This is a genomic window from Ensifer sp. ENS06 (assembly GCF_014852205.1).
Classification (GTDB): Bacteria; Pseudomonadota; Alphaproteobacteria; order Rhizobiales; family Rhizobiaceae; genus Ensifer; species Ensifer adhaerens.
In genome coordinates this window covers 255,773-272,213 of record NZ_JACVBC010000001.1, presented here as the reverse complement: position 1 = coordinate 272,213, position 16,441 = coordinate 255,773, and the positions used below count along the sequence as shown (strand labels likewise).

The 16,441-nt window shown below is 62.5% G+C and carries 18 protein-coding genes; 10 read left to right on the top strand and 8 right to left on the bottom strand.

Annotated features, from left to right (window positions below):
• Positions 1 to 107: 107 nt before the first annotated feature.
• The 7 genes from IB279_RS01420 to rsmI all read right to left on the bottom strand — a co-directional run bounded on the left by IB279_RS01420 (position 108) and on the right by rsmI (position 6,882).
• Positions 108 to 1,097, bottom strand: coding sequence for an endonuclease (locus tag IB279_RS01420; RefSeq protein WP_162731846.1), 990 nt, complete (start codon positions 1,095 to 1,097; stop codon positions 108 to 110).
• Positions 1,094 to 2,206, bottom strand: a complete 1,113-nt coding sequence (locus tag IB279_RS01415) for a sn-glycerol-3-phosphate import ATP-binding protein UgpC (protein ID WP_060580627.1) — start codon at positions 2,204 to 2,206, stop codon at positions 1,094 to 1,096. The genes IB279_RS01420 and IB279_RS01415 overlap by 4 nt, the downstream gene beginning before the upstream one ends.
• A gap of 66 nt (positions 2,207 to 2,272) precedes the next feature.
• Positions 2,273 to 3,115 (bottom strand): sn-glycerol-3-phosphate ABC transporter permease UgpE, encoded by an 843-nt coding sequence (gene ugpE, locus IB279_RS01410; protein ID WP_034804459.1) that lies wholly within the window; start codon positions 3,113 to 3,115, stop codon positions 2,273 to 2,275.
• Between the two features lie 10 nt (positions 3,116 to 3,125).
• Positions 3,126 to 4,130 (bottom strand): ABC transporter permease subunit, encoded by a 1,005-nt coding sequence (locus IB279_RS01405; RefSeq protein ID WP_246801840.1) that lies wholly within the window; start codon positions 4,128 to 4,130, stop codon positions 3,126 to 3,128.
• A 5-nt stretch (positions 4,131 to 4,135) separates the two neighbouring features.
• Positions 4,136 to 5,434, bottom strand: coding sequence for an extracellular solute-binding protein (locus IB279_RS01400; protein WP_029742937.1), 1,299 nt, complete (start codon positions 5,432 to 5,434; stop codon positions 4,136 to 4,138).
• A 160-nt stretch (positions 5,435 to 5,594) separates the two neighbouring features.
• On the bottom strand, positions 5,595 to 5,963 hold the full coding sequence (locus IB279_RS01395) for a YraN family protein (RefSeq protein ID WP_090296329.1): 369 nt from the start codon (positions 5,961 to 5,963) through the stop codon (positions 5,595 to 5,597).
• Positions 5,953 to 6,882 carry a 16S rRNA (cytidine(1402)-2'-O)-methyltransferase gene (gene rsmI, locus IB279_RS01390; RefSeq protein WP_060519667.1) on the bottom strand — a complete coding sequence of 310 codons (930 nt, stop codon included), beginning with the start codon at positions 6,880 to 6,882 and terminating at the stop codon, positions 5,953 to 5,955. Before rsmI ends, IB279_RS01395 begins: the two co-directional genes overlap by 11 nt.
• 252 nt (positions 6,883 to 7,134) lie before the next feature.
• Between rsmI and dnaN the strand changes: the two genes are divergently transcribed.
• From dnaN to IB279_RS01355, 7 genes are all read left to right on the top strand, one after another.
• The gene (dnaN, locus tag IB279_RS01385) at positions 7,135 to 8,253 is read left to right on the top strand and encodes a DNA polymerase III subunit beta (protein WP_034804468.1); all 1,119 of its coding nucleotides are present in this window, start codon (positions 7,135 to 7,137) and stop codon (positions 8,251 to 8,253) included.
• Positions 8,254 to 8,491: 238 nt separating this feature from the next.
• Positions 8,492 to 9,094: a phospholipid N-methyltransferase PmtA gene (pmtA, locus tag IB279_RS01380; protein WP_082005986.1), complete on the top strand. Its 603-nt coding sequence runs from the start codon at positions 8,492 to 8,494 to the stop codon at positions 9,092 to 9,094.
• 4 nt (positions 9,095 to 9,098) lie between these two features.
• Entirely contained in the window at positions 9,099 to 9,686 is a 588-nt protein-coding gene (locus IB279_RS01375) for a histidine phosphatase family protein (RefSeq protein WP_112976934.1), read from the top strand.
• Between the two features lie 3 nt (positions 9,687 to 9,689).
• Positions 9,690 to 10,394: an orotidine-5'-phosphate decarboxylase gene (gene pyrF, locus IB279_RS01370; protein WP_034804475.1), complete on the top strand. Its 705-nt coding sequence runs from the start codon at positions 9,690 to 9,692 to the stop codon at positions 10,392 to 10,394.
• A 115-nt stretch (positions 10,395 to 10,509) separates the two neighbouring features.
• Complete coding sequence (locus tag IB279_RS01365) at positions 10,510 to 10,797, top strand: DUF1330 domain-containing protein (protein ID WP_034804478.1); 288 nt, start codon at positions 10,510 to 10,512, stop codon at positions 10,795 to 10,797.
• Between the two features lie 120 nt (positions 10,798 to 10,917).
• Positions 10,918 to 11,898 carry a complex I NDUFA9 subunit family protein gene (locus IB279_RS01360; protein WP_113186855.1) on the top strand — a complete coding sequence of 327 codons (981 nt, stop codon included), beginning with the start codon at positions 10,918 to 10,920 and terminating at the stop codon, positions 11,896 to 11,898.
• A 240-nt stretch (positions 11,899 to 12,138) separates the two neighbouring features.
• The gene (locus tag IB279_RS01355) at positions 12,139 to 12,300 is read left to right on the top strand and encodes a hypothetical protein (RefSeq protein WP_034804494.1); all 162 of its coding nucleotides are present in this window, start codon (positions 12,139 to 12,141) and stop codon (positions 12,298 to 12,300) included.
• Between the two features lie 165 nt (positions 12,301 to 12,465).
• On the opposite strand, the gene IB279_RS01350 is transcribed toward IB279_RS01355, so the two are convergent.
• Positions 12,466 to 13,272, bottom strand: a complete 807-nt coding sequence (locus tag IB279_RS01350; protein WP_034804497.1) for an undecaprenyl-diphosphate phosphatase — start codon at positions 13,270 to 13,272, stop codon at positions 12,466 to 12,468.
• Positions 13,273 to 13,433: 161 nt separating this feature from the next.
• On the opposite strand from IB279_RS01350, the gene IB279_RS01345 reads away from it, so the two are divergent.
• Genes IB279_RS01345 through IB279_RS01335 form a run of 3 tightly spaced genes read left to right on the top strand, consistent with a single transcriptional unit; the run spans position 13,434 to position 16,172 of the window.
• Entirely contained in the window at positions 13,434 to 14,126 is a 693-nt protein-coding gene (locus IB279_RS01345) for a glutathione S-transferase family protein (RefSeq protein WP_034804500.1), read from the top strand.
• Positions 14,107 to 15,309 carry a tRNA epoxyqueuosine(34) reductase QueG gene (gene queG, locus IB279_RS01340; RefSeq protein ID WP_162741089.1) on the top strand — a complete coding sequence of 401 codons (1,203 nt, stop codon included), beginning with the start codon at positions 14,107 to 14,109 and terminating at the stop codon, positions 15,307 to 15,309. The genes IB279_RS01345 and queG overlap by 20 nt, the downstream gene beginning before the upstream one ends.
• Positions 15,297 to 16,172 (top strand): SDR family oxidoreductase, encoded by an 876-nt coding sequence (locus IB279_RS01335; protein WP_090296317.1) that lies wholly within the window; start codon positions 15,297 to 15,299, stop codon positions 16,170 to 16,172. The genes queG and IB279_RS01335 overlap by 13 nt, the downstream gene beginning before the upstream one ends.
• The last annotated feature ends 269 nt before the right edge of the window (positions 16,173 to 16,441 follow it).

Sequence of the window (16,441 nt, the reverse complement as noted above, 5' to 3'; positions counted from 1 at the left end):
TCAAACCGCCGGAGCGAATGAGGACGGGAAAACCGCTGCCCTCTGCCGCACTGGCAAAGCCCTCGACATGTAGAATGCGGGCGGGCCTTAGGCAAGGAGAGGCGAGCCTATTCGAAGCCTTCGATCACGCAGGTGATGAGATCGTGATCCGAAAGCGGTCGGCCGGTTTCGTCAAGCGAAGGAATGATCGTGGTCTCGCCGATCTTCAGCCCGCGCGACAGGAACCAGTCGAGCTTCATCGCCCGCTCTGGCCAGCGGGTGATCAGGCTCGGCCGCGTGGTCATCACGTCGAGCGGCCCGCCATGGCGGGTAAAGCCTCTGATGGCGCTCATGGCAAACAGCCCTTCGGCCTCGAAATCGCCGCCGGCATGGTTGCCGGTGTTGAGATCGCCACCGATCATCACCGGCAGGCCGGGGAAAGTCTCGTCGAGCGCATCGATCAATTCCTTGACCTGGCGCTCTCGGTAGACGGCAGTCGTCGCACTCTCGAGATGGGTGGAGACGGCGACGAAGGGTCCGGCTTCCGTCTCGATGACGGCGCCGATCGCACAGCGCTCGCCAAGGCGCGGCTGCTCGCCATCGGTGAACCAGAGGCGTTCGCCCCATAGGCGCAACATGAAGGGCCGGGAGAACGGCACCGCAGCCATCACCGCATTGCCATGGAACCCCTTGGCGTTGAATTCGTCCTCGCAGAATTCGCGCTCCGTATCGGAGCCGAGCCCCATCTCGATGAACTCGATGCCATACGCATAGTGCATGCCGAGTGTTTCGGCGACTTCGGCGGTCGGGTGACGCTGGCCGGTGCGGGCCATGCCGTTGTCCATCTCTGAAAGGAGGACGACCGGCGCGTTTGTCGCGGCGAGATGGGCGGCGCTTTCGGCCGGAAACAGGCAGCGCTCCAGGTTCCAGGCAGCAACGGTGAACGGGAAGGCGAGCGGCGTATCGGAGGCCGGTGTGCCGCCGACCTCGACGCTGTTCATCTCCGGCCGTGCGGCCATGGCTGCGTCATGGGCGGCAATGGTGCGCACGATCTCGGCAAAGCTGGCGCGGGTTTCAAGCGAAGGAACGGCAAGCTGCTCGACGGTCTTGGAGATCACGATGCGGTCTCCAGGCGTGGCGCTGCAACCGGCGCTTCATTGGCAAACGACGTGCCGCGCTCCAGCCGCTTGCCGGTCTCGGTCGAGAAGAAGTGCAGACGGTCGACGGCGATCGTCACTGCAAGATCACCCGAAAGTGGCGTCTCCGGAGACAGCGCGATGGTGAGCGCCTGGCTCTCGATGGTGCCGTGCACGAGCCGCTGCGCGCCCAGTTCCTCGACATAGTCGACCTGGAACAGCATGGCGTCCTCGCCGACGCCGGCGAGCTTGAGATCTTCGGCGCGAAGCCCAACCGTGACCGGGCCTTCGACCGGCGCACGGTCGCCAAGCGCGATCCTGTAGAGACCGATCTGCAAGTTGCCGCCTTCGATCTCACCCTTGATCAGGTTCATCGCCGGCGAGCCGATGAAGCTGGCGACGAAGGTTGAGGCCGGGCGGTGATAGACGTCGAGCGGACGGCCGATCTGTTCGATGCGACCGCCATTCAGCACCACCAGACGGTCGGCAAGGGTCATCGCCTCGAGCTGGTCGTGGGTGACGTAGAGCGAGGTCGTGCCGAGGCGCTTCTGCAGGCGTTTGATCTCGCCGCGCATGGAGACGCGCAGCTTGGCGTCGAGATTGGAGAGCGGCTCGTCGAAGAGGAAGGCCGCCGGCTTGCGCACGATGGCGCGGCCCATGGCGACGCGCTGGCGCTGGCCGCCCGAGAGCGCACGGGGCTTGCGGGTAAGATAGGGCTCGATCTCCAGCATGCGAGCGGCTTCGGCGACGCGGGCGTCGATCTCGGCCTTCGGCGTCTTGCGGTTCTTCAGGCCGTAAGCGAGGTTTTCGTAGACGGTCATGTGCGGATAGAGCGCGTAGTTCTGGAAGACCATGGCGATGTCGCGCTCGGCCGGATCGACCTCGTTGATCACGCGTGAGCCGATCGTCACCGTGCCCTTCGAAATCGTCTCCAGCCCCGCGACCATGCGCAGAAGCGTGGACTTGCCGCAGCCGGACGGGCCGACCAGCACGATGAATTCGCCGTCCTCGATATCGATCGAGACGGATTTCACCGCCTCGACATTGCCGTGATAGATCTTCGAGACCTCGGCGATGGTAATGGCCGCCATGGCTGCCTCCGTAAGATTGATGTCGTCTCAGGAGCGGGCGGGACTTTTGTCCCGCCACGACCCCGTTTACTTGTCGCTTTCCGTCAGGCCCTTGATGAACCAGCGCTGGAAGATCACGACGATCATGACCGGCGGCAGCATGGCGAGAATCGCCAGCGCAAAGGCCTCGTTGTAGTCGGGGATGTTCGAGCCGACCCAGACGAGCAGGATCTGCTTGATGCCGCGCACCAGGGTGAAGAAGCCTTCGTCGGTGGTCATGAGGGTGGGCCAGAGATACTGGTTCCAGCCGTAGACGAACATGATGATGAAGATCGCCGCCATCATCGTGCGCGAGAGCGGCACCAGTACGTCGATGAAGAACTTGAAGGGTCCGGCGCCGTCGATGCGCGCGGCCTCCAGCAACTCGTCCGGCACCGACTTGAAGAACTGCCGGAAGTAGAAGGTGCCCGTCGCCGAGGCGAGAAGCGGCACGATCAGGCCGGTATAGGTGTTGGTCAGCTTCAGCGTGTTCATCACTTCATAGGAAGGAAGGATGCGCACTTCGAGTGGCAGAAGCAGGGTGGTGAAGATCACCCAGAAGAAGAAGGTCGCGAGCGGAAAGCGGAAATAGACGAGCGCATAGGCCGCCAGCATCGACAGCACGATCTTGCCGACGGCGAAACCCAGGCCGAGGATCATCGAGTTCAGCATCATGTTGAAGCCGGTGATCTTGCCGGTGAAGCCGCCCTCGCGCGTCAGTACCGTCTGGTAGGTCTCGACGAAATGGCCGCCCCAGCTGAGGCTGAGACCGTTGCGGTGAATGTCGGCCGCCTCGTGCGTCGAGGTCATGAAGGCGACGACGACGGGCGCCACCATGATGAAGACGCCGAAGAGCAGGATGATGTGGTCGAAAATCTTGGTGCGATACATCGGCCCCACCTCAGTTGTAATGCACGCGCCGCTCGATGAAGCGGAACTGGAAGATGGTGAGCACGAAGACGATCAGCATCAGGATCACTGACTGGGCCGAGGAGCCGCCGAGATCGTTGCCGCGGAAACCGTCCATGTAGACCTTGTAGACAAGGGTGATCGGGTTGTTGGCAGCCTTGTCCTTCACCATCACGTCGATGACGCCGAAGGTGTCGAACAGCGCATAGGTGACGTTAATGATCAGAAGGAAGAAGGCGGTCGGCGCGAGCAGCGGCAGGATCACCGTCCAGAAACGGCGGAACCCGGAGCGGCAGTCGATCGCCGCTGCTTCCCGCACCGAGACCGGAATACCCTGGAGCCCTGAGAGGAAGAAGATGAAATTGTAGGGGATCTGTTTCCAGACCGAGACGACCACCATGGAAAAGGCGGTGTCGAAGTAGTTCAGACCAACCTTGATGTCCCAGCCGAACCAGCGCGCAAGCTCGACGATCGGGCCGATATGCTGGTCGAAGAACATCATGCCGATGAGGCCTGCGACCGGCGGGGCAATGGCATAGACCCAGATCAGCAGCGTCTTATAGGCGGCGTTGCCGCGGATGACGCCATCGGCCTTGACGGCGAGCAGCAGCCCGATCGACAGCGCAAAGAAGGTGACCAACGCCGTGAAAACGGCGGTGAAACGGGCAATGCCGAGATATTCGCCTGATTTCAGCACGTCGGTATAATTGGTCATCCCGACGAAGGTCGAGCCGAAACCGAAGGGGTCTTCAAGATAGAATGACGACTGGATCGCCTGAACCGACGGCCAGTAGAAGAAGATGAAGATGATCGCGAGCTGCGGCGCGAGGAAAAGGTATGGCAGGAACGGCGAGGAGAACTGCACGCGCTTTGCAGCGCCTTCGCCTCCACTATTCGACTGGCCACCGAAAATCCGGAAGGCGCCGAAGCGACGCCCCCCGGTCTTTGTTCCGGTCCCTCCCCGCGCTGCGGGGAGGAGATCTGTCGCGGTCGACATCGAGATCAGCCGGCCGTCTTGGCGAAACGGGCGAGCAGCTCGTTGCCTTCCTTCTCGATCGTGTCGAACGCGTCCTTGACGGTTGTTTCGCCCGAGAAGATGCGGCCGTATTCGCGTTCCATGATTTCGCGGATCTGCGGGTAGAAGCCGAGGCGGTAGCCCTTCGACCAGTCGCCGGCCGGCAGCATCAGCTGCTTGATGCCGACTTCGGCAACCGGCTTCTCCTTGTAGTAGCCGTCCTTCTGGGCAAGCTCGTAGGCTGCCTTGGTGATGGCCACATAGCCGGTGGCCTTGTGGTAGAAGTACTGGATCTCAGGCGAAGTCAGGAACTGGAAGAAGTCGGCAACGCACTTGTTTTCCTCGTCCGTCTTGCCGGACATGGCAAACAGAGCAGCCCCACCGATGAAGGAGTTGGTGCCGGCGCCCTTGATCGAGCCCCAATAGGGCAGGAAGGTTGCCGAGAACGGCATCTGCGCCGTCTTCTGCAGGCCGCCGAACGAACCCGACGAACCGATCCAGAACGCAGCCTTGCCTTCTTCGAAGACCTTCTGGTTGTCGTTCCAGCCGGCGCCGTAGAAGGCGAAGTAGCCTTCATCCTTCCAGGCCTTCAGCTTGTCGAACATCATGACGAGGTTCGGGTCGGTGACCTTCAGCTCAGTGTCGACGACGGCGTCGTAGCCGTTGTTGTTGGTGGCGAACTGGATGTTGTTGCGGGAGAAGAAGTTCTCCGTGAACTGCCAGGTGAGCTGCGACTGGACGAGCGGTATGTAACCGGCTTCCTTCAGCTTCGGGGCGACGGCCTCGAACTCTTCCCAGGTCTTCGGCGCTTCGACGCCGGCCTTCTTCAGGGCCTCGTCGTTGATGTACATGATCGGCGCGGAGGAATTGAACGGCATGCCGACGAACTTGCCTTCGCTGTCGGCGTAGAAGTAGCGCACGCCATCGATGAAGGCGTTGCGGTCGAAGTTGTGACCAGCCTTGATGATCAGGTCTTCGGCCGGGATGACCGCGCCCTTGGCGTTGATGATCGTGGCGGCACCGGCGTCGAAGACCTGCAGGATGTTCGGCTGTTCACCCGAGCGGAAAGCGGCGATACCGGAAGCGAGCGCTTCCTCGTAGGTGCCCTTGGAAACCGGGGTCAGCGCGCAGGCGCTCTGGGCTTCATTGAACTTCTTGGAAACTTCATTGATGACTTCGCCGTTGCGGCCGGCCATGCCGTGCCACCAGGTAATGTTGGTCGCGGCAAGCGACGAGGTCGCGGAAAATGCAAGGGTAAGGGCTGCGAGCGTAAACTTCTTGAACATGACTAATCCTCTCCACCGGGTTGCGGATGGCAGTGGACTAGTGACCTTCAATGACAGGCCCGTAACGCTTTTATGTCGGAACGATTACAAATTCGAGAATATGTTCCAATGAGGGGCACCCGCGGAACAACGCAATCATTTCCCTTCATTATGCGCCGATTCAGAACGCATCCGGCAGGTGCCGCGGCCAGCCCCAAGGGGTCACGGTGACGATGTCGTAGCGCACGGAAAGCCTGCTGAAATCCGGCTGTTTCGCCAGCCAAAGATCGCTCGCGGCACGGATACGCCTCTGCGCTGTCGCCGTCACGGCGAAGACGCCGTCTTCGGCCGAGCGACGGGCCTTGACCTCGACGCAGGCGATGAGATCGCCGCGCCTTGCGATGATGTCGATCTCGCCAAGCTTGGTGCGATGGCGCATGGCGACGATGCGGTAGCCCTTGAGCAGAAGGCAAAGCGCGGCACGGTATTCGGCGAGATGCCCTCGCCTCAGCGCCTTCAGCTTCCGCTTGTCGCCACCATCAGTCGTCATGGCGCTCCTTCAGGTGAAGAAGCCGTTCATAGAGTTCCTTGCGCGGCAGGCCCGTCTGGCGGGCGGCTTCGGTTGCCGCCTTGCCGGTCGGCATGTCGGCGACCAGGCTTTGCAGCAGCGCGTCGACGTCGGCCGCTTCCGGTTCGGGCGCGGCATCAGGAGGGCCGATGACGAGCACGATCTCGCCCTTGACCGGCCCCGCCTGTTCATAATGAGCCGCAAGCTCGCCGAGCGTGCCGCGGCGAAATTCCTCGAAGGTCTTGGTCAATTCGCGGCAGACGGACGCCCGCCTGCCCTCCCCCAAAACGTCGGCCGCCGCCGCAACCGTCGCAGCGATCCGGTGCGGCGATTCGAAGAACAGGATCGTTGCCGGCACGGCGGCGAGTTCCCTGAGGCGATCGCGTTTCGCCTTGTCCTTGGTCGGCAGGAAACCGGCAAAGAGGAAAGCATCGTTCGGCAGGCCGGACCCGACGAGGGCTGCAAGCGGCGCCGAGGCGCCGGGAATCGGCACGACGCGATGTCCGGCCTCGATCGCAAGCTGCCCCAGGCGGTAGCCGGGGTCGGAGACCAGTGGCGTGCCGGCATCGGAGACGAGTGCCACCGAACGCCCTTCGGCGAGCGCTGCCAGCAGCCGCGGACCGGCCTCGTCGGCATTGTGCTCGTGGTAGGCGTAGGGCCGATTGGTGATGCCGTAGCGATCAAGCAGAACACGGGTGACCCGCGTGTCCTCACAGGCAAGCACATCGGCGCCGGCCAATGTTTCCAGCGCGCGCAGCGTGATATCGCCGAGATTGCCGATCGGGGTTGCCACCAGATAGAGCGCGGCATCAAGGGGGCGGGCCGGAACGCTCACATTGTGCAGCCGGTAGCTGCGCTCCCTCTGTCCGCCGGCCGGTTCCGCTGTCTTTTGCTTTTCCACCTGTAACGCCCTGATCGTGCTTGCCGATGTGTCTGTCCGGTCTTTATGAGTGAGCCACCATGGCAGAGCAAGGGCAAGACGACGGGCCCACGTGCCGCATCTGGGGACAGAAGCCCTCAAACCCCTTGCTTTCCGGGCGCTCTTTCTGCCATTTTGCCGGTCCACATCTATCCGGTCGGTCGGCCGGGGCACTCGCAGTTGACGCTCAGGCGGACGTTTCGCCCGCCGGGCAATGGTTGAAAGCGGCATCCCATGCGCATTACTCTCGAGCGATCCAACCTCCTGAAATCGCTGAACCACGTGCACCGCGTGGTGGAGCGGCGAAACACGATCCCGATCCTCTCGAACGTGCTCCTGCGTTCCGACGGCGCCAGCCTCGAAATGAAGGCGACCGACCTCGACCTCGAAATCACCGAGGCGACCCCGGCCCAGGTGGAGCAGGCGGGCGCGACCACCGTGCCAGCGCACCTGCTCTACGACATCGTGCGCAAGCTGCCCGACGGTTCGGAAGTGCTGCTCGCCACCAACGCCGAGGGCACGGCGATGACCGTCGCCTCGGGCCGTTCCAAGTTCTCGCTGCAGTGCCTGCCGCAATCCGACTTCCCGGATCTGACCGCCGGCAGCTTCTCGCATTCGTTCCGCCTCAAGGCGACCGACCTCAAGATGTTGATCGATCGCACCCAGTTCGCGATCTCGACCGAGGAAACCCGCTACTATCTCAACGGCATCTTCGTACACACGGTCGAAAGCAAGGGTGAGCTGAAACTGCGCGCCGTCGCAACCGACGGCCATCGCCTGGCGCGCGCCGACGTCGAGGCGCCATCCGGCTCCGAAGGCATGCCGGGCATCATCATCCCGCGCAAGACCGTCAGCGAATTGCAGAAGCTGCTCGACAACCCGGAACTCGTCGTCACCGTCGAAGTCTCGGACGCCAAGATCCGCTTGACGATCGGCTCGATCGTCATGACCTCGAAGCTGATCGACGGCACTTTCCCCGACTACCAGCGCGTCATCCCAGCCAACAACGACAAGGAACTGCGCGTCGATTGCCAGTCCTTCGCCCAGGCGGTCGATCGCGTATCGACGATCTCGTCGGAGCGCGGCCGCGCCGTCAAGTTGGCGCTGAACGAAGGCCAGATGACGCTGACGGTCAACAATCCCGATTCCGGCAGTGCTACGGAAGAACTGCCCGTCGGCTACGACCACGATCCGCTCGAAATCGGCTTCAACGCCAAGTACCTGCTCGACATTACTTCGCAGCTGACCGGCACCGATGCGATCTTCATGCTGGCAGACCCGGGCTCGCCGACGCTCGTCCGTGATCTGGCCGCTGAAGATGCGCTCTATGTGCTCATGCCGATGCGCGTGTAGCCGGGCCTGACGCGGCGCGAAATGCGAACCCGTCACGCCCGCGCGTGACGGGTTTTTTGTTGGCCGCGGCATCTGCGGACTGTTGATAAGCGAACGCTTTCAGGCGCAGACAGACTTGTTTTTGCCGCAGATGGGGACACATTATGATCACCGCCGCCGCGGCCGGCCCGAATCACCGGGCGAGGAATTTTGCGCGGACGGCCTGTGCGAGGAGAGGACAGCGGTTTTGAGGGGTTCAATGAATTTGCGCGTGAAGGTGAAGGAACGGCTCGGACGGAAGTTCGACGAAGAGATTCGCTTTTTCAAGGGATGGATGAGCAATGCCAAGGCCGTCGGCGCGATCCTGCCGACCTCCTCCGTCACAGCGCGCCGAATGGCGAGCGTCATCAATCCGGCCTCAGGCCTTCCGGTTCTTGAGCTCGGCCCCGGCACCGGCGTCATCACCAAGGCGATCCTGGAACGTGGCCTTGAGCCGTCCAATCTCGTGTCGATCGAGTATTCGACCGATTTCTACAATCAGCTCAAGACCAACTTCAACGGCGTCAACTTCATCAACGGCGACGCCTTCGATCTGGAACACACGCTCGGCGAACTCAACGGCCAGACCTTCGACAGCGTCGTCTCTGCCGTGCCGCTTCTGAACTTCCCGATGCATCGCCGCGTCGAACTGATCGACGATCTGCTGTCGCGCATTCCGGTCGGCCGGCCGGTCGTGCAGATTTCCTATGGGCCTTTGTCGCCCGTCGTTGCCATGCCGGACCGCTACAGCATCCAGCATCTCGACTTCGTCGTGCGCAACATTCCACCGGCGCAGCTCTGGGTCTATCGCCGGGCGCACTGACGGGATGTTCGGCGTCTACGTCACCCATCCGCAGGTCCAGATCGATCCTGACGTGCCCGTCCCGCAATGGGGACTTTCCACTGTTGGCCGCGAACGCGCGGTCATCACCGCCCCATTGCCCTGGGTGCGTTCGCTCGGACGGATCGTTTCGAGCGACGAAACCAAGGCGATCGAGACGGCACAACTTTTGGCCGATGCGGCCGGCGTGACGGTCGAGGTCCACCACGACATGGGCGAGAACGATCGCTCGGCCACCGGCTTCCTGCCGCCGCCGGAATTCGAGAAGGCGGCCGACTGGTTCTTCGCCAATCCCACCGAAAGCTTCAAGGGCTGGGAGCGCGCGATCGATGCCCAGAGCCGCATCTCGAACGCGGTCTTTCGGATCCTCGGCGATCACGATCCGAAAATCCCGATTGCCTTTGTCGGCCATGGCGGCGTCGGCACACTTCTGAAATGCCGCCTTACCGGCGCGCCAATCTCGCGCGCAGCCGACCAGAAGGGTGGTGGCGGCGGCAATGTCTTCGCTTTCCGCCTTGCGGATCGGACTGTTGCATGCGACTGGACCCCGATGGAACACTGGCAGGGGATTTAGACGATGACCGAAACCGCGCGCGACAGACTGATCGTAGGCCTCGACCTTCCGACGATTGCGGATGCCGAGAAGATCGTGTCGACGCTCGGCAACGATGTCTCCTTCTACAAGATCGGCTACCAGTTGGTCTTTGCCGGCGGCCTGGAATTCGCGCGCGACCTGGCCAAAAGCGGCAAGAACGTCTTCCTCGACATGAAGCTGCTCGACATCGACAACACGGTGGCCAAGGGCGTCGAGAACATCGCCAAGATGGGCATGTCGATGCTGACCCTGCACGCCTATCCGAAGGCGATGAAGGCGGCTGTCGAGGCTGCGAAAGGCTCCGACCTCTGCCTGCTCGGCGTCACCGTGCTCACCTCGATGGACGAGCAGGACGTGATCGATGCCGGCTATGAATACGATCCGCACACGCTGGTGCTGCGCCGGGCCGAACAGGCGCGCGCCGCCGGCATGGGCGGCATCGTCTGCTCAGCGGAAGAATCGGCGGCAGTGCGCAAGATCATCGGGCCGGACATGGCACTCGTCACCCCGGGCATTCGCCCGGCCGGCGCGGACAAGGGCGACCAGAAGCGGGTGATGACGCCCTCCGAGGCGCTCAAGGCCGGATCCAGCCATCTCGTCGTCGCGCGCCCAATCGTCGCAGCCGCCGAGCCGCTTGCGGCTGCCCGCGCCATCCTTGCCGAAATGAACGGTGCGCTCGCCCGCTGATGCCGGGCGACACCCGTCGGACCAACGCGCCCGGTCGATCCGCTTGACCTTGGCCCAAATTTGCCGGAAGTAACACTCCCGTCAGCCTTTCGTGCTGCAAGACGAGGAGCTCAATATGGCCAAGGGATACTGGATCGCACGGGTCGATGTCCGCGACCCCGAGCGCTACAAAGACTATGTAGCGGCCGCAAAGCCCGCCTTCGAGAAATACGGCGCCAATTTTCTGGCACGCGGCGGGCTGCATCATCGGTTGGAGGGTGGCGTTCGCGCCCGCAACGTCGTCATCGAATTTCCATCGCTGCAGGCGGCGATCGACTGTTATAACTCTCCCGAGTACCAGATTGCCGCCGCGATCCGCCAGGAAGTCGCCGACGCCGAGATGGTGGTCGTCGAAGGCGTCTGATCCCACCGCCCCCAACCTTCAGCAGGCTCTGCACGCAGGCGTCGATTGGCCTTCACCTCTCGCGGCTGTTGGGCTATGTAGCAATCAATTCTTTCCGATCCGATCAGGAGTGCACATCCCATGACCTTGTCCAACCTTCCGCCGCTGGTGACGATTTTCGGCGGATCCGGGTTCGTCGGCCGTCATGTGGTGCGCGCGCTCGCCAAACGCGGCTATCGCATCCGCGTCGCCGTTCGCCGGCCGGACCTTGCCGGTCATCTCCAGCCGCTCGGCAATGTCGGCCAGATCTCCTTCGTTCAGGCGAACCTGCGCTACCGTAAATCGGTCGACCGCGCCGTTGAAGGCTCCGATCACGTCATCAACTGCGTCGGCGTGCTGTTCGAGAGCGGCCGCAACACCTTCGATGCGGTCCAGGATTTCGGCGCCCGTGCCGTGGCTGAAGCGGCCCGCGGCGTCGGCGCGACGCTGACCCATATCTCCGCCATCGGCGCCGACGCCTCCTCTGCATCGAACTACGCCCGCAGCAAGGGCCACGCCGAGGCCGCTATCCTTGAGACCAAGCCTGACGCTATCATCCTGCGTCCGTCGGTCGTCTTCGGTCCAGAGGACGGCTTCTTCAACAAATTCGCCAACATGGCCCGCTTCTCGCCGGTCCTGCCGCTGATCGGCGGCGGCGAGACGAAATTCCAGCCCGTCTACGTGACCGACGTCGCCGAAGCCGTGGCCCGCGCCGTCGACGGCAAGATCGCCAAAGGCCAGACCTACGAACTCGGCGGCCCTGACGTCCTGAGCTTCCGCGACTGTCTCGAGATCATGCTCAACACGATCGACCGCAAGCGCACGCTCGTCTCGCTGCCCTTCGGCGTCGCGTCCCTGATCGGCAGCGTTTCGTCGCTGATCCCCTTCGTCACGCCGCCGCTTACCGCCGACCAGGTGGTGTTGCTGAAATCCGACAATGTCGTCTCCGCAAAGGCCGTATCGGAAGGCCGCACGCTTTCCGGCATCGGCATCGACCCGACGATGCTGGAATCGATCCTGCCGACCTATCTGGTGCGCTACCGCCCGCAGGGCCAGTACACCCGCAGCGGCCGCGCCGCCTGATCGGCAGCAGCCCAACGATTTTTTTGAACGGCCGCCGGAACCACCGGCGGCCGTTTTCTGTTGTATTGCGGTAACAGCGTTGCAGTTCTGCCGCAGTCGGAAAAGCGATTGGCATTTACCGCAAATTCAACATGTCCTGATATTGATCATGTCATATCCACCAACTAAACACCGCCTCGCGCCCCCGATCCCAAGGCATGACGGCGGGCGGCGGCATCAATCTCGAAAGGCATAGCGTCCATGGGCAAGTCGATCGCAATCTTTTTTGCGTGTGCGGCACTGATCATTCTGGCTGGATCGTTCATGGCGCCGAACACGGTCGCCAGCAGCGGCAAGGATTGCGCACCGGCCTATGGCGTCGATCCGTGCACCACGGCATCGATCGACCTTTCCGGCCACTAAGGGCCGGCGCCTCGACGAGGCATCAAAAGTTATTGGCGGGGGCCAGTAGCCGCGTGCGTTTCACCATGAGACGCACGCGGCTTTGTTTTTAGGGCCTGACAACAGGTCAAAGAAAAAGGCGCGTCCGGGACGCGCCTTTTGTCATTCTGAGATCGTCGGTTCTGCTCAGCCAAGCAGCCACAGACCGATCAGGCCGGCGATCCCGACGATGATGCGCCAGATGGCGAAAGGCGTGAAACCGCGCCGCGAGACGAAGTCGAGCAATGAGCGCACAACGAAGATGCCGGCGACGAAGGCCGCAATGAAACCGACTGCAATCAGGGTAAAATCGTCAAAGGAGAGCGCATCGCGGTTCTTGTAGAGGTCCAGCGTAAAGGCGCCGACCATGGTCGGCATCGCCAGGAAGAACGAGAATTCGGCAGCCGAACGCTTGTCGGTGCCCATCAGCAGGGCGCCGGCGATCGTCGCGCCGGAACGGGACGTTCCGGGGATCATAGCCAGGCACTGGAACAGGCCGATCTTCAGCGCCAGCGACGGCGGGTAGTCCATCACGTCGGTATAGCGCGGCTTCAGCGGCAGATGGTCTATCGCATAAAGGATGACGCCGCCGACGATCAGTACGACGCAGATCAGGACAGGCGTCTCGAACAGCACCGTCTTGATGAAATCATGGGCAATGGCACCGATGACCGCCGCCGGCAGGAAGGCGAGCAGCACTGACACGACGAAGCGGCGCGCCTTGATGCTTGTCGGCAACGCCAGCGCGATCGACAGAAGCTTCTGGAAATAGACGAGCAGGATCGCCAGAATGGCGCCGAGCTGGATGAGGACGGCGAAGGTGTTGCCCGGCGACTTGAAGCCGAGGAAGTGGCCGGCGAGAAGGACGTGCGCCGTTGACGAGACGGGGATGAACTCCGTCAGGCCCTCGATCAGACCGAGGACAAGCGCACTGATGATCGATTGATCCGCCATATATGAGAATTTCCTGACAAGTTTTGGAGTGGGAGGAAAAGGCTGATTCGCTTGTGTTTGCCACCACAAATTTCTATAGCTCTAACACATGAGCCGTGGCCAGACGCTTGCGCCGCCACGCTGACGCCCCCAAGCCAAAGCCCTGAGAAGCCAGATCATCGATGCCGACACTGTATCACCACCCCATGTCCGCCGCTTCACGCTTCGTTCGCCTGATCCTTTCGGAATACGGCTACCAGACGGAATTGACGGACGAGCAGCCCTGGGAGAACCGGCGCGACTTCCTGGCTTTGAACCCGGCCGGAACGCTACCGGTCTATGTTGACGACAGTATGAGGGCGCTCTGTGGGGCGACGATCATCTCGGAATATCTCGACGAGACGAACGGCATCATGAAGCGGGATCGCCGGCTTCTGGCCGAGGATCCGTTCCAGCGCGCGGAAATCCGCCGGCTGGTCGAATGGTTCCTGCAGAAGATGGAAGCCGATGTGACGCGGCCGCTGGTGCGCGAGCGGATCTTCAAGCTGCAGATGACGCCGGACCAGGGCGGCGGCGCACCCGACAGCAAGGTCCTGCGGACCTCGCGCGCCAACATCCGCCAGCATATGAAGTATCTCTCCTGGCTCGCGGGCACGCGCACCTGGCTTGCCGGCGACCGGATTTCCTATGCCGATCTTGCCGCCGCCGCGACGGTGTCCGTGCTCGATTATCTTGGCGAAATCGACTGGTCGGACGCCCCGAGCGCCAAGGAGTGGTACCAGCGGCTGAAGTCCCGCCCCTCCTTCCGGCCGCTGCTTGCCGAGCGCGTGCGCGGCGTCACCCCCGTTCCGCACTATGCGGATCTCGACTTCTGAGGCGAATACCGTGCCCGGCATCGATGCCAAGGCAGACAGTGAGGAACGGCGCCGGTTGAAGCTGACGGCGTTCCTGAAGGCAGAGGCGGCAGACAAGGGCTTCGATCTCTGTCGCATCACCCGGCCGGATGCCATTCCGCAAGCACCGGCCCGGCTTCGAGACTTTCTCGACGAGAGCTTTCACGGCACGATGGACTGGCTCGAAGAGACAGCCGAGCGCCGTTCCGATCCGCGCACGCTCTGGAGCGAGGTGCGCTCCGTCGTCATGTTCGCGATGAATTACGGCCCGGAACACGATCCGCGTGGCATTCTGAAGCAGACCGATCGCGGTGCGATCTCGGTCTATGCCCAGAACCGCGACTACCACGACATCATCAAGGGCAAGCTCAAGGAAGTCGCGACCCGCTTTGGCGCGCGCGCTGGCGAGGACGTCAAGGTCTTCGTCGATACCGCCCCGGTGATGGAAAAGCCGCTGGCGGAGCAGTCCGGCCTCGGCTGGCAGGGCAAGCACACCAATCTTGTCAGCCGCGAATTCGGCTCCTGGCTGTTTCTCGGCAGCCTGTTCACGACGGCGGACCTCGCCTTCGACGAAGCCGAGCGCGACCATTGCGGCTCCTGCCGCGCCTGCCTCGATGCCTGTCCGACAGACGCTTTCCCGGCGCCCTACCGGATCGACGCGCGACGTTGCATCTCTTACCTCACGATCGAGCACAAGGGGCCGATCGATCCCGAATTCCGGCCGCTGATCGGCAACCGCATCTATGGCTGCGACGACTGTCTTGCCGCCTGCCCCTGGAACAAGTTCGCGCAGGCAGCCTCGGAAATGAAGCTCCGAGCACGCGACGATCTGAAGGCGCCGTCGCTCGAAACCCTGCTTGACCTCGATGATCCGAGCTTTCGCAGCCTGTTCTCAGGCTCACCGGTCAAGCGCATCGGTCGCGACCGGTTCGTGCGGAACGTGCTGATCGCCGCCGGCAATTCCGGCAGCCAGGCGCTGGTTCCCGCAGTCAAGGCCCGCGTCAACGACACCTCAGCCGTGGTGCGGGCGATGGCGGTCTGGGCGCTGTCACGATTGGTCGCGCCTGCGGCGCTTGCGGAATTTGCCGAACAATGCGAGCCAGAGACGGACGAAGACGTCCTCAACGAATGGCAGATCGCGGGAGTGAGCCGATGCATGTCCTGATCCTTGGCGCCGGTTACTCCGGTACGGCAATCGCAAAAGCGATGGCCCCAACGGCCACAAGCGTTATCGGCACCACCAGGAGCGAGGAGAAGGCGGCAAAACTCGAAAGGGCCGGCATCCGCCCGGTGCTCTTCGACGGCGAGACGATCTCCGACGACCTTGCCGCCGCCCTCGGCAAGGCAACTCATCTGATCCAGTCGATCGCGCCCGGTCGCGATGGCGATCCCATGTTCCGCACCACGAGCCCGGACCTCACGCAGATCGCGCCGAACCTCGAATGGATCGGCTATCTCTCAACGGTCGGGGTCTATGGCGACCATGGCGGCGAATGGGTCACCGAGGACATGCTGCGCAAGCCGGTCTCGGCCCGCTCTGTCGAGCGCGTGGAAGCGGAGGACGCCTGGATCGCCTTCGGCAAGAACCAGGATATTCCGGTCGCGGTGCTCAGGCTCTCCGGCATCTACGGACCCGGACGCAACGCCTTCTGCAATCTCGAAAACGGCACGGCACGGCGGCTGGTCAAGCCCGGCCAGGTGTTCAATCGAATCCGCGTCGAGGATATCGGCGCCGCAGCGCTGTTCCTCGCCAACAATGGCACCAGCGGCGTCTTCAACATCACCGACAACGAGCCGGCGCCGCCGCAGGACGTGGTCGCGGAAGCCGCCCGGCTGATGGGCGTCGAGCCGCCGCCGGAAACGCCTTTCGAGCAAGCCGAACTGTCACCGATGGCCCGCACTTTCTATGGAGAAAACAAGCGGGTTTCGAATGCCCGCATGCGTGCGACCGGTTTTGAATTTGCCTTTCCGGATTATCGCGTCTCGCTTGCACAGCTTTGGCAGTCGGGCGCGTGGCGCGGACAGTGAAATGCAATACGGCACCTGCCAGATAGCATAACCCGTAATGCTTATAGAACGTCGATAGTCAGTCCGTCAGTAATGGCCAGGGCTCGGCCATCGCAATTGTGACATTCTTTGGATATTCGTTCGATACTTGGCTAATTTCATACAACCTGCGCGCTAGTAACGAATTTTCGACCATCCGGATTCCGGAAAATTGGTGCAATTCGAAATTTTTAATGAAATTTTTCGTTTACGGGCGGGTTCGGCTCGCGTGCGGAGGCTGGCGAACGCTC

Excerpts from the sequence above, each read along its gene's own strand:
- IB279_RS01395 (WP_090296329.1), bottom strand. The coding sequence starts at position 5,963 with ATGACGACTGATGGTGGCGACAAGCGGAAGCTGAAGGCGCTGAGGCGA.
- IB279_RS01360 (WP_113186855.1), top strand. The coding sequence starts at position 10,918 with ATGACCTTGTCCAACCTTCCGCCGCTGGTGACGATTTTCGGCGGATCC.
- IB279_RS01405 (WP_246801840.1), bottom strand. The coding sequence starts at position 4,130 with ATGTCGACCGCGACAGATCTCCTCCCCGCAGCGCGGGGAGGGACCGGA.
- ugpE (WP_034804459.1), bottom strand. The coding sequence starts at position 3,115 with ATGTATCGCACCAAGATTTTCGACCACATCATCCTGCTCTTCGGCGTC.
- pmtA (WP_082005986.1), top strand. The coding sequence starts at position 8,492 with ATGAATTTGCGCGTGAAGGTGAAGGAACGGCTCGGACGGAAGTTCGAC.
- IB279_RS01355 (WP_034804494.1), top strand. The coding sequence starts at position 12,139 with ATGGGCAAGTCGATCGCAATCTTTTTTGCGTGTGCGGCACTGATCATT.
- IB279_RS01345 (WP_034804500.1), top strand. The coding sequence starts at position 13,434 with ATGCCGACACTGTATCACCACCCCATGTCCGCCGCTTCACGCTTCGTT.
- IB279_RS01365 (WP_034804478.1), top strand. The coding sequence starts at position 10,510 with ATGGCCAAGGGATACTGGATCGCACGGGTCGATGTCCGCGACCCCGAG.
- queG (WP_162741089.1), top strand. The coding sequence starts at position 14,107 with ATGCGGATCTCGACTTCTGAGGCGAATACCGTGCCCGGCATCGATGCC.
- IB279_RS01350 (WP_034804497.1), bottom strand. The coding sequence starts at position 13,272 with ATGGCGGATCAATCGATCATCAGTGCGCTTGTCCTCGGTCTGATCGAG.
- IB279_RS01415 (WP_060580627.1), bottom strand. The coding sequence starts at position 2,206 with ATGGCGGCCATTACCATCGCCGAGGTCTCGAAGATCTATCACGGCAAT.
- IB279_RS01335 (WP_090296317.1), top strand. The coding sequence starts at position 15,297 with ATGCATGTCCTGATCCTTGGCGCCGGTTACTCCGGTACGGCAATCGCA.
- pyrF (WP_034804475.1), top strand. The coding sequence starts at position 9,690 with ATGACCGAAACCGCGCGCGACAGACTGATCGTAGGCCTCGACCTTCCG.
- IB279_RS01400 (WP_029742937.1), bottom strand. The coding sequence starts at position 5,434 with ATGTTCAAGAAGTTTACGCTCGCAGCCCTTACCCTTGCATTTTCCGCG.
- IB279_RS01375 (WP_112976934.1), top strand. The coding sequence starts at position 9,099 with ATGTTCGGCGTCTACGTCACCCATCCGCAGGTCCAGATCGATCCTGAC.
- dnaN (WP_034804468.1), top strand. The coding sequence starts at position 7,135 with ATGCGCATTACTCTCGAGCGATCCAACCTCCTGAAATCGCTGAACCAC.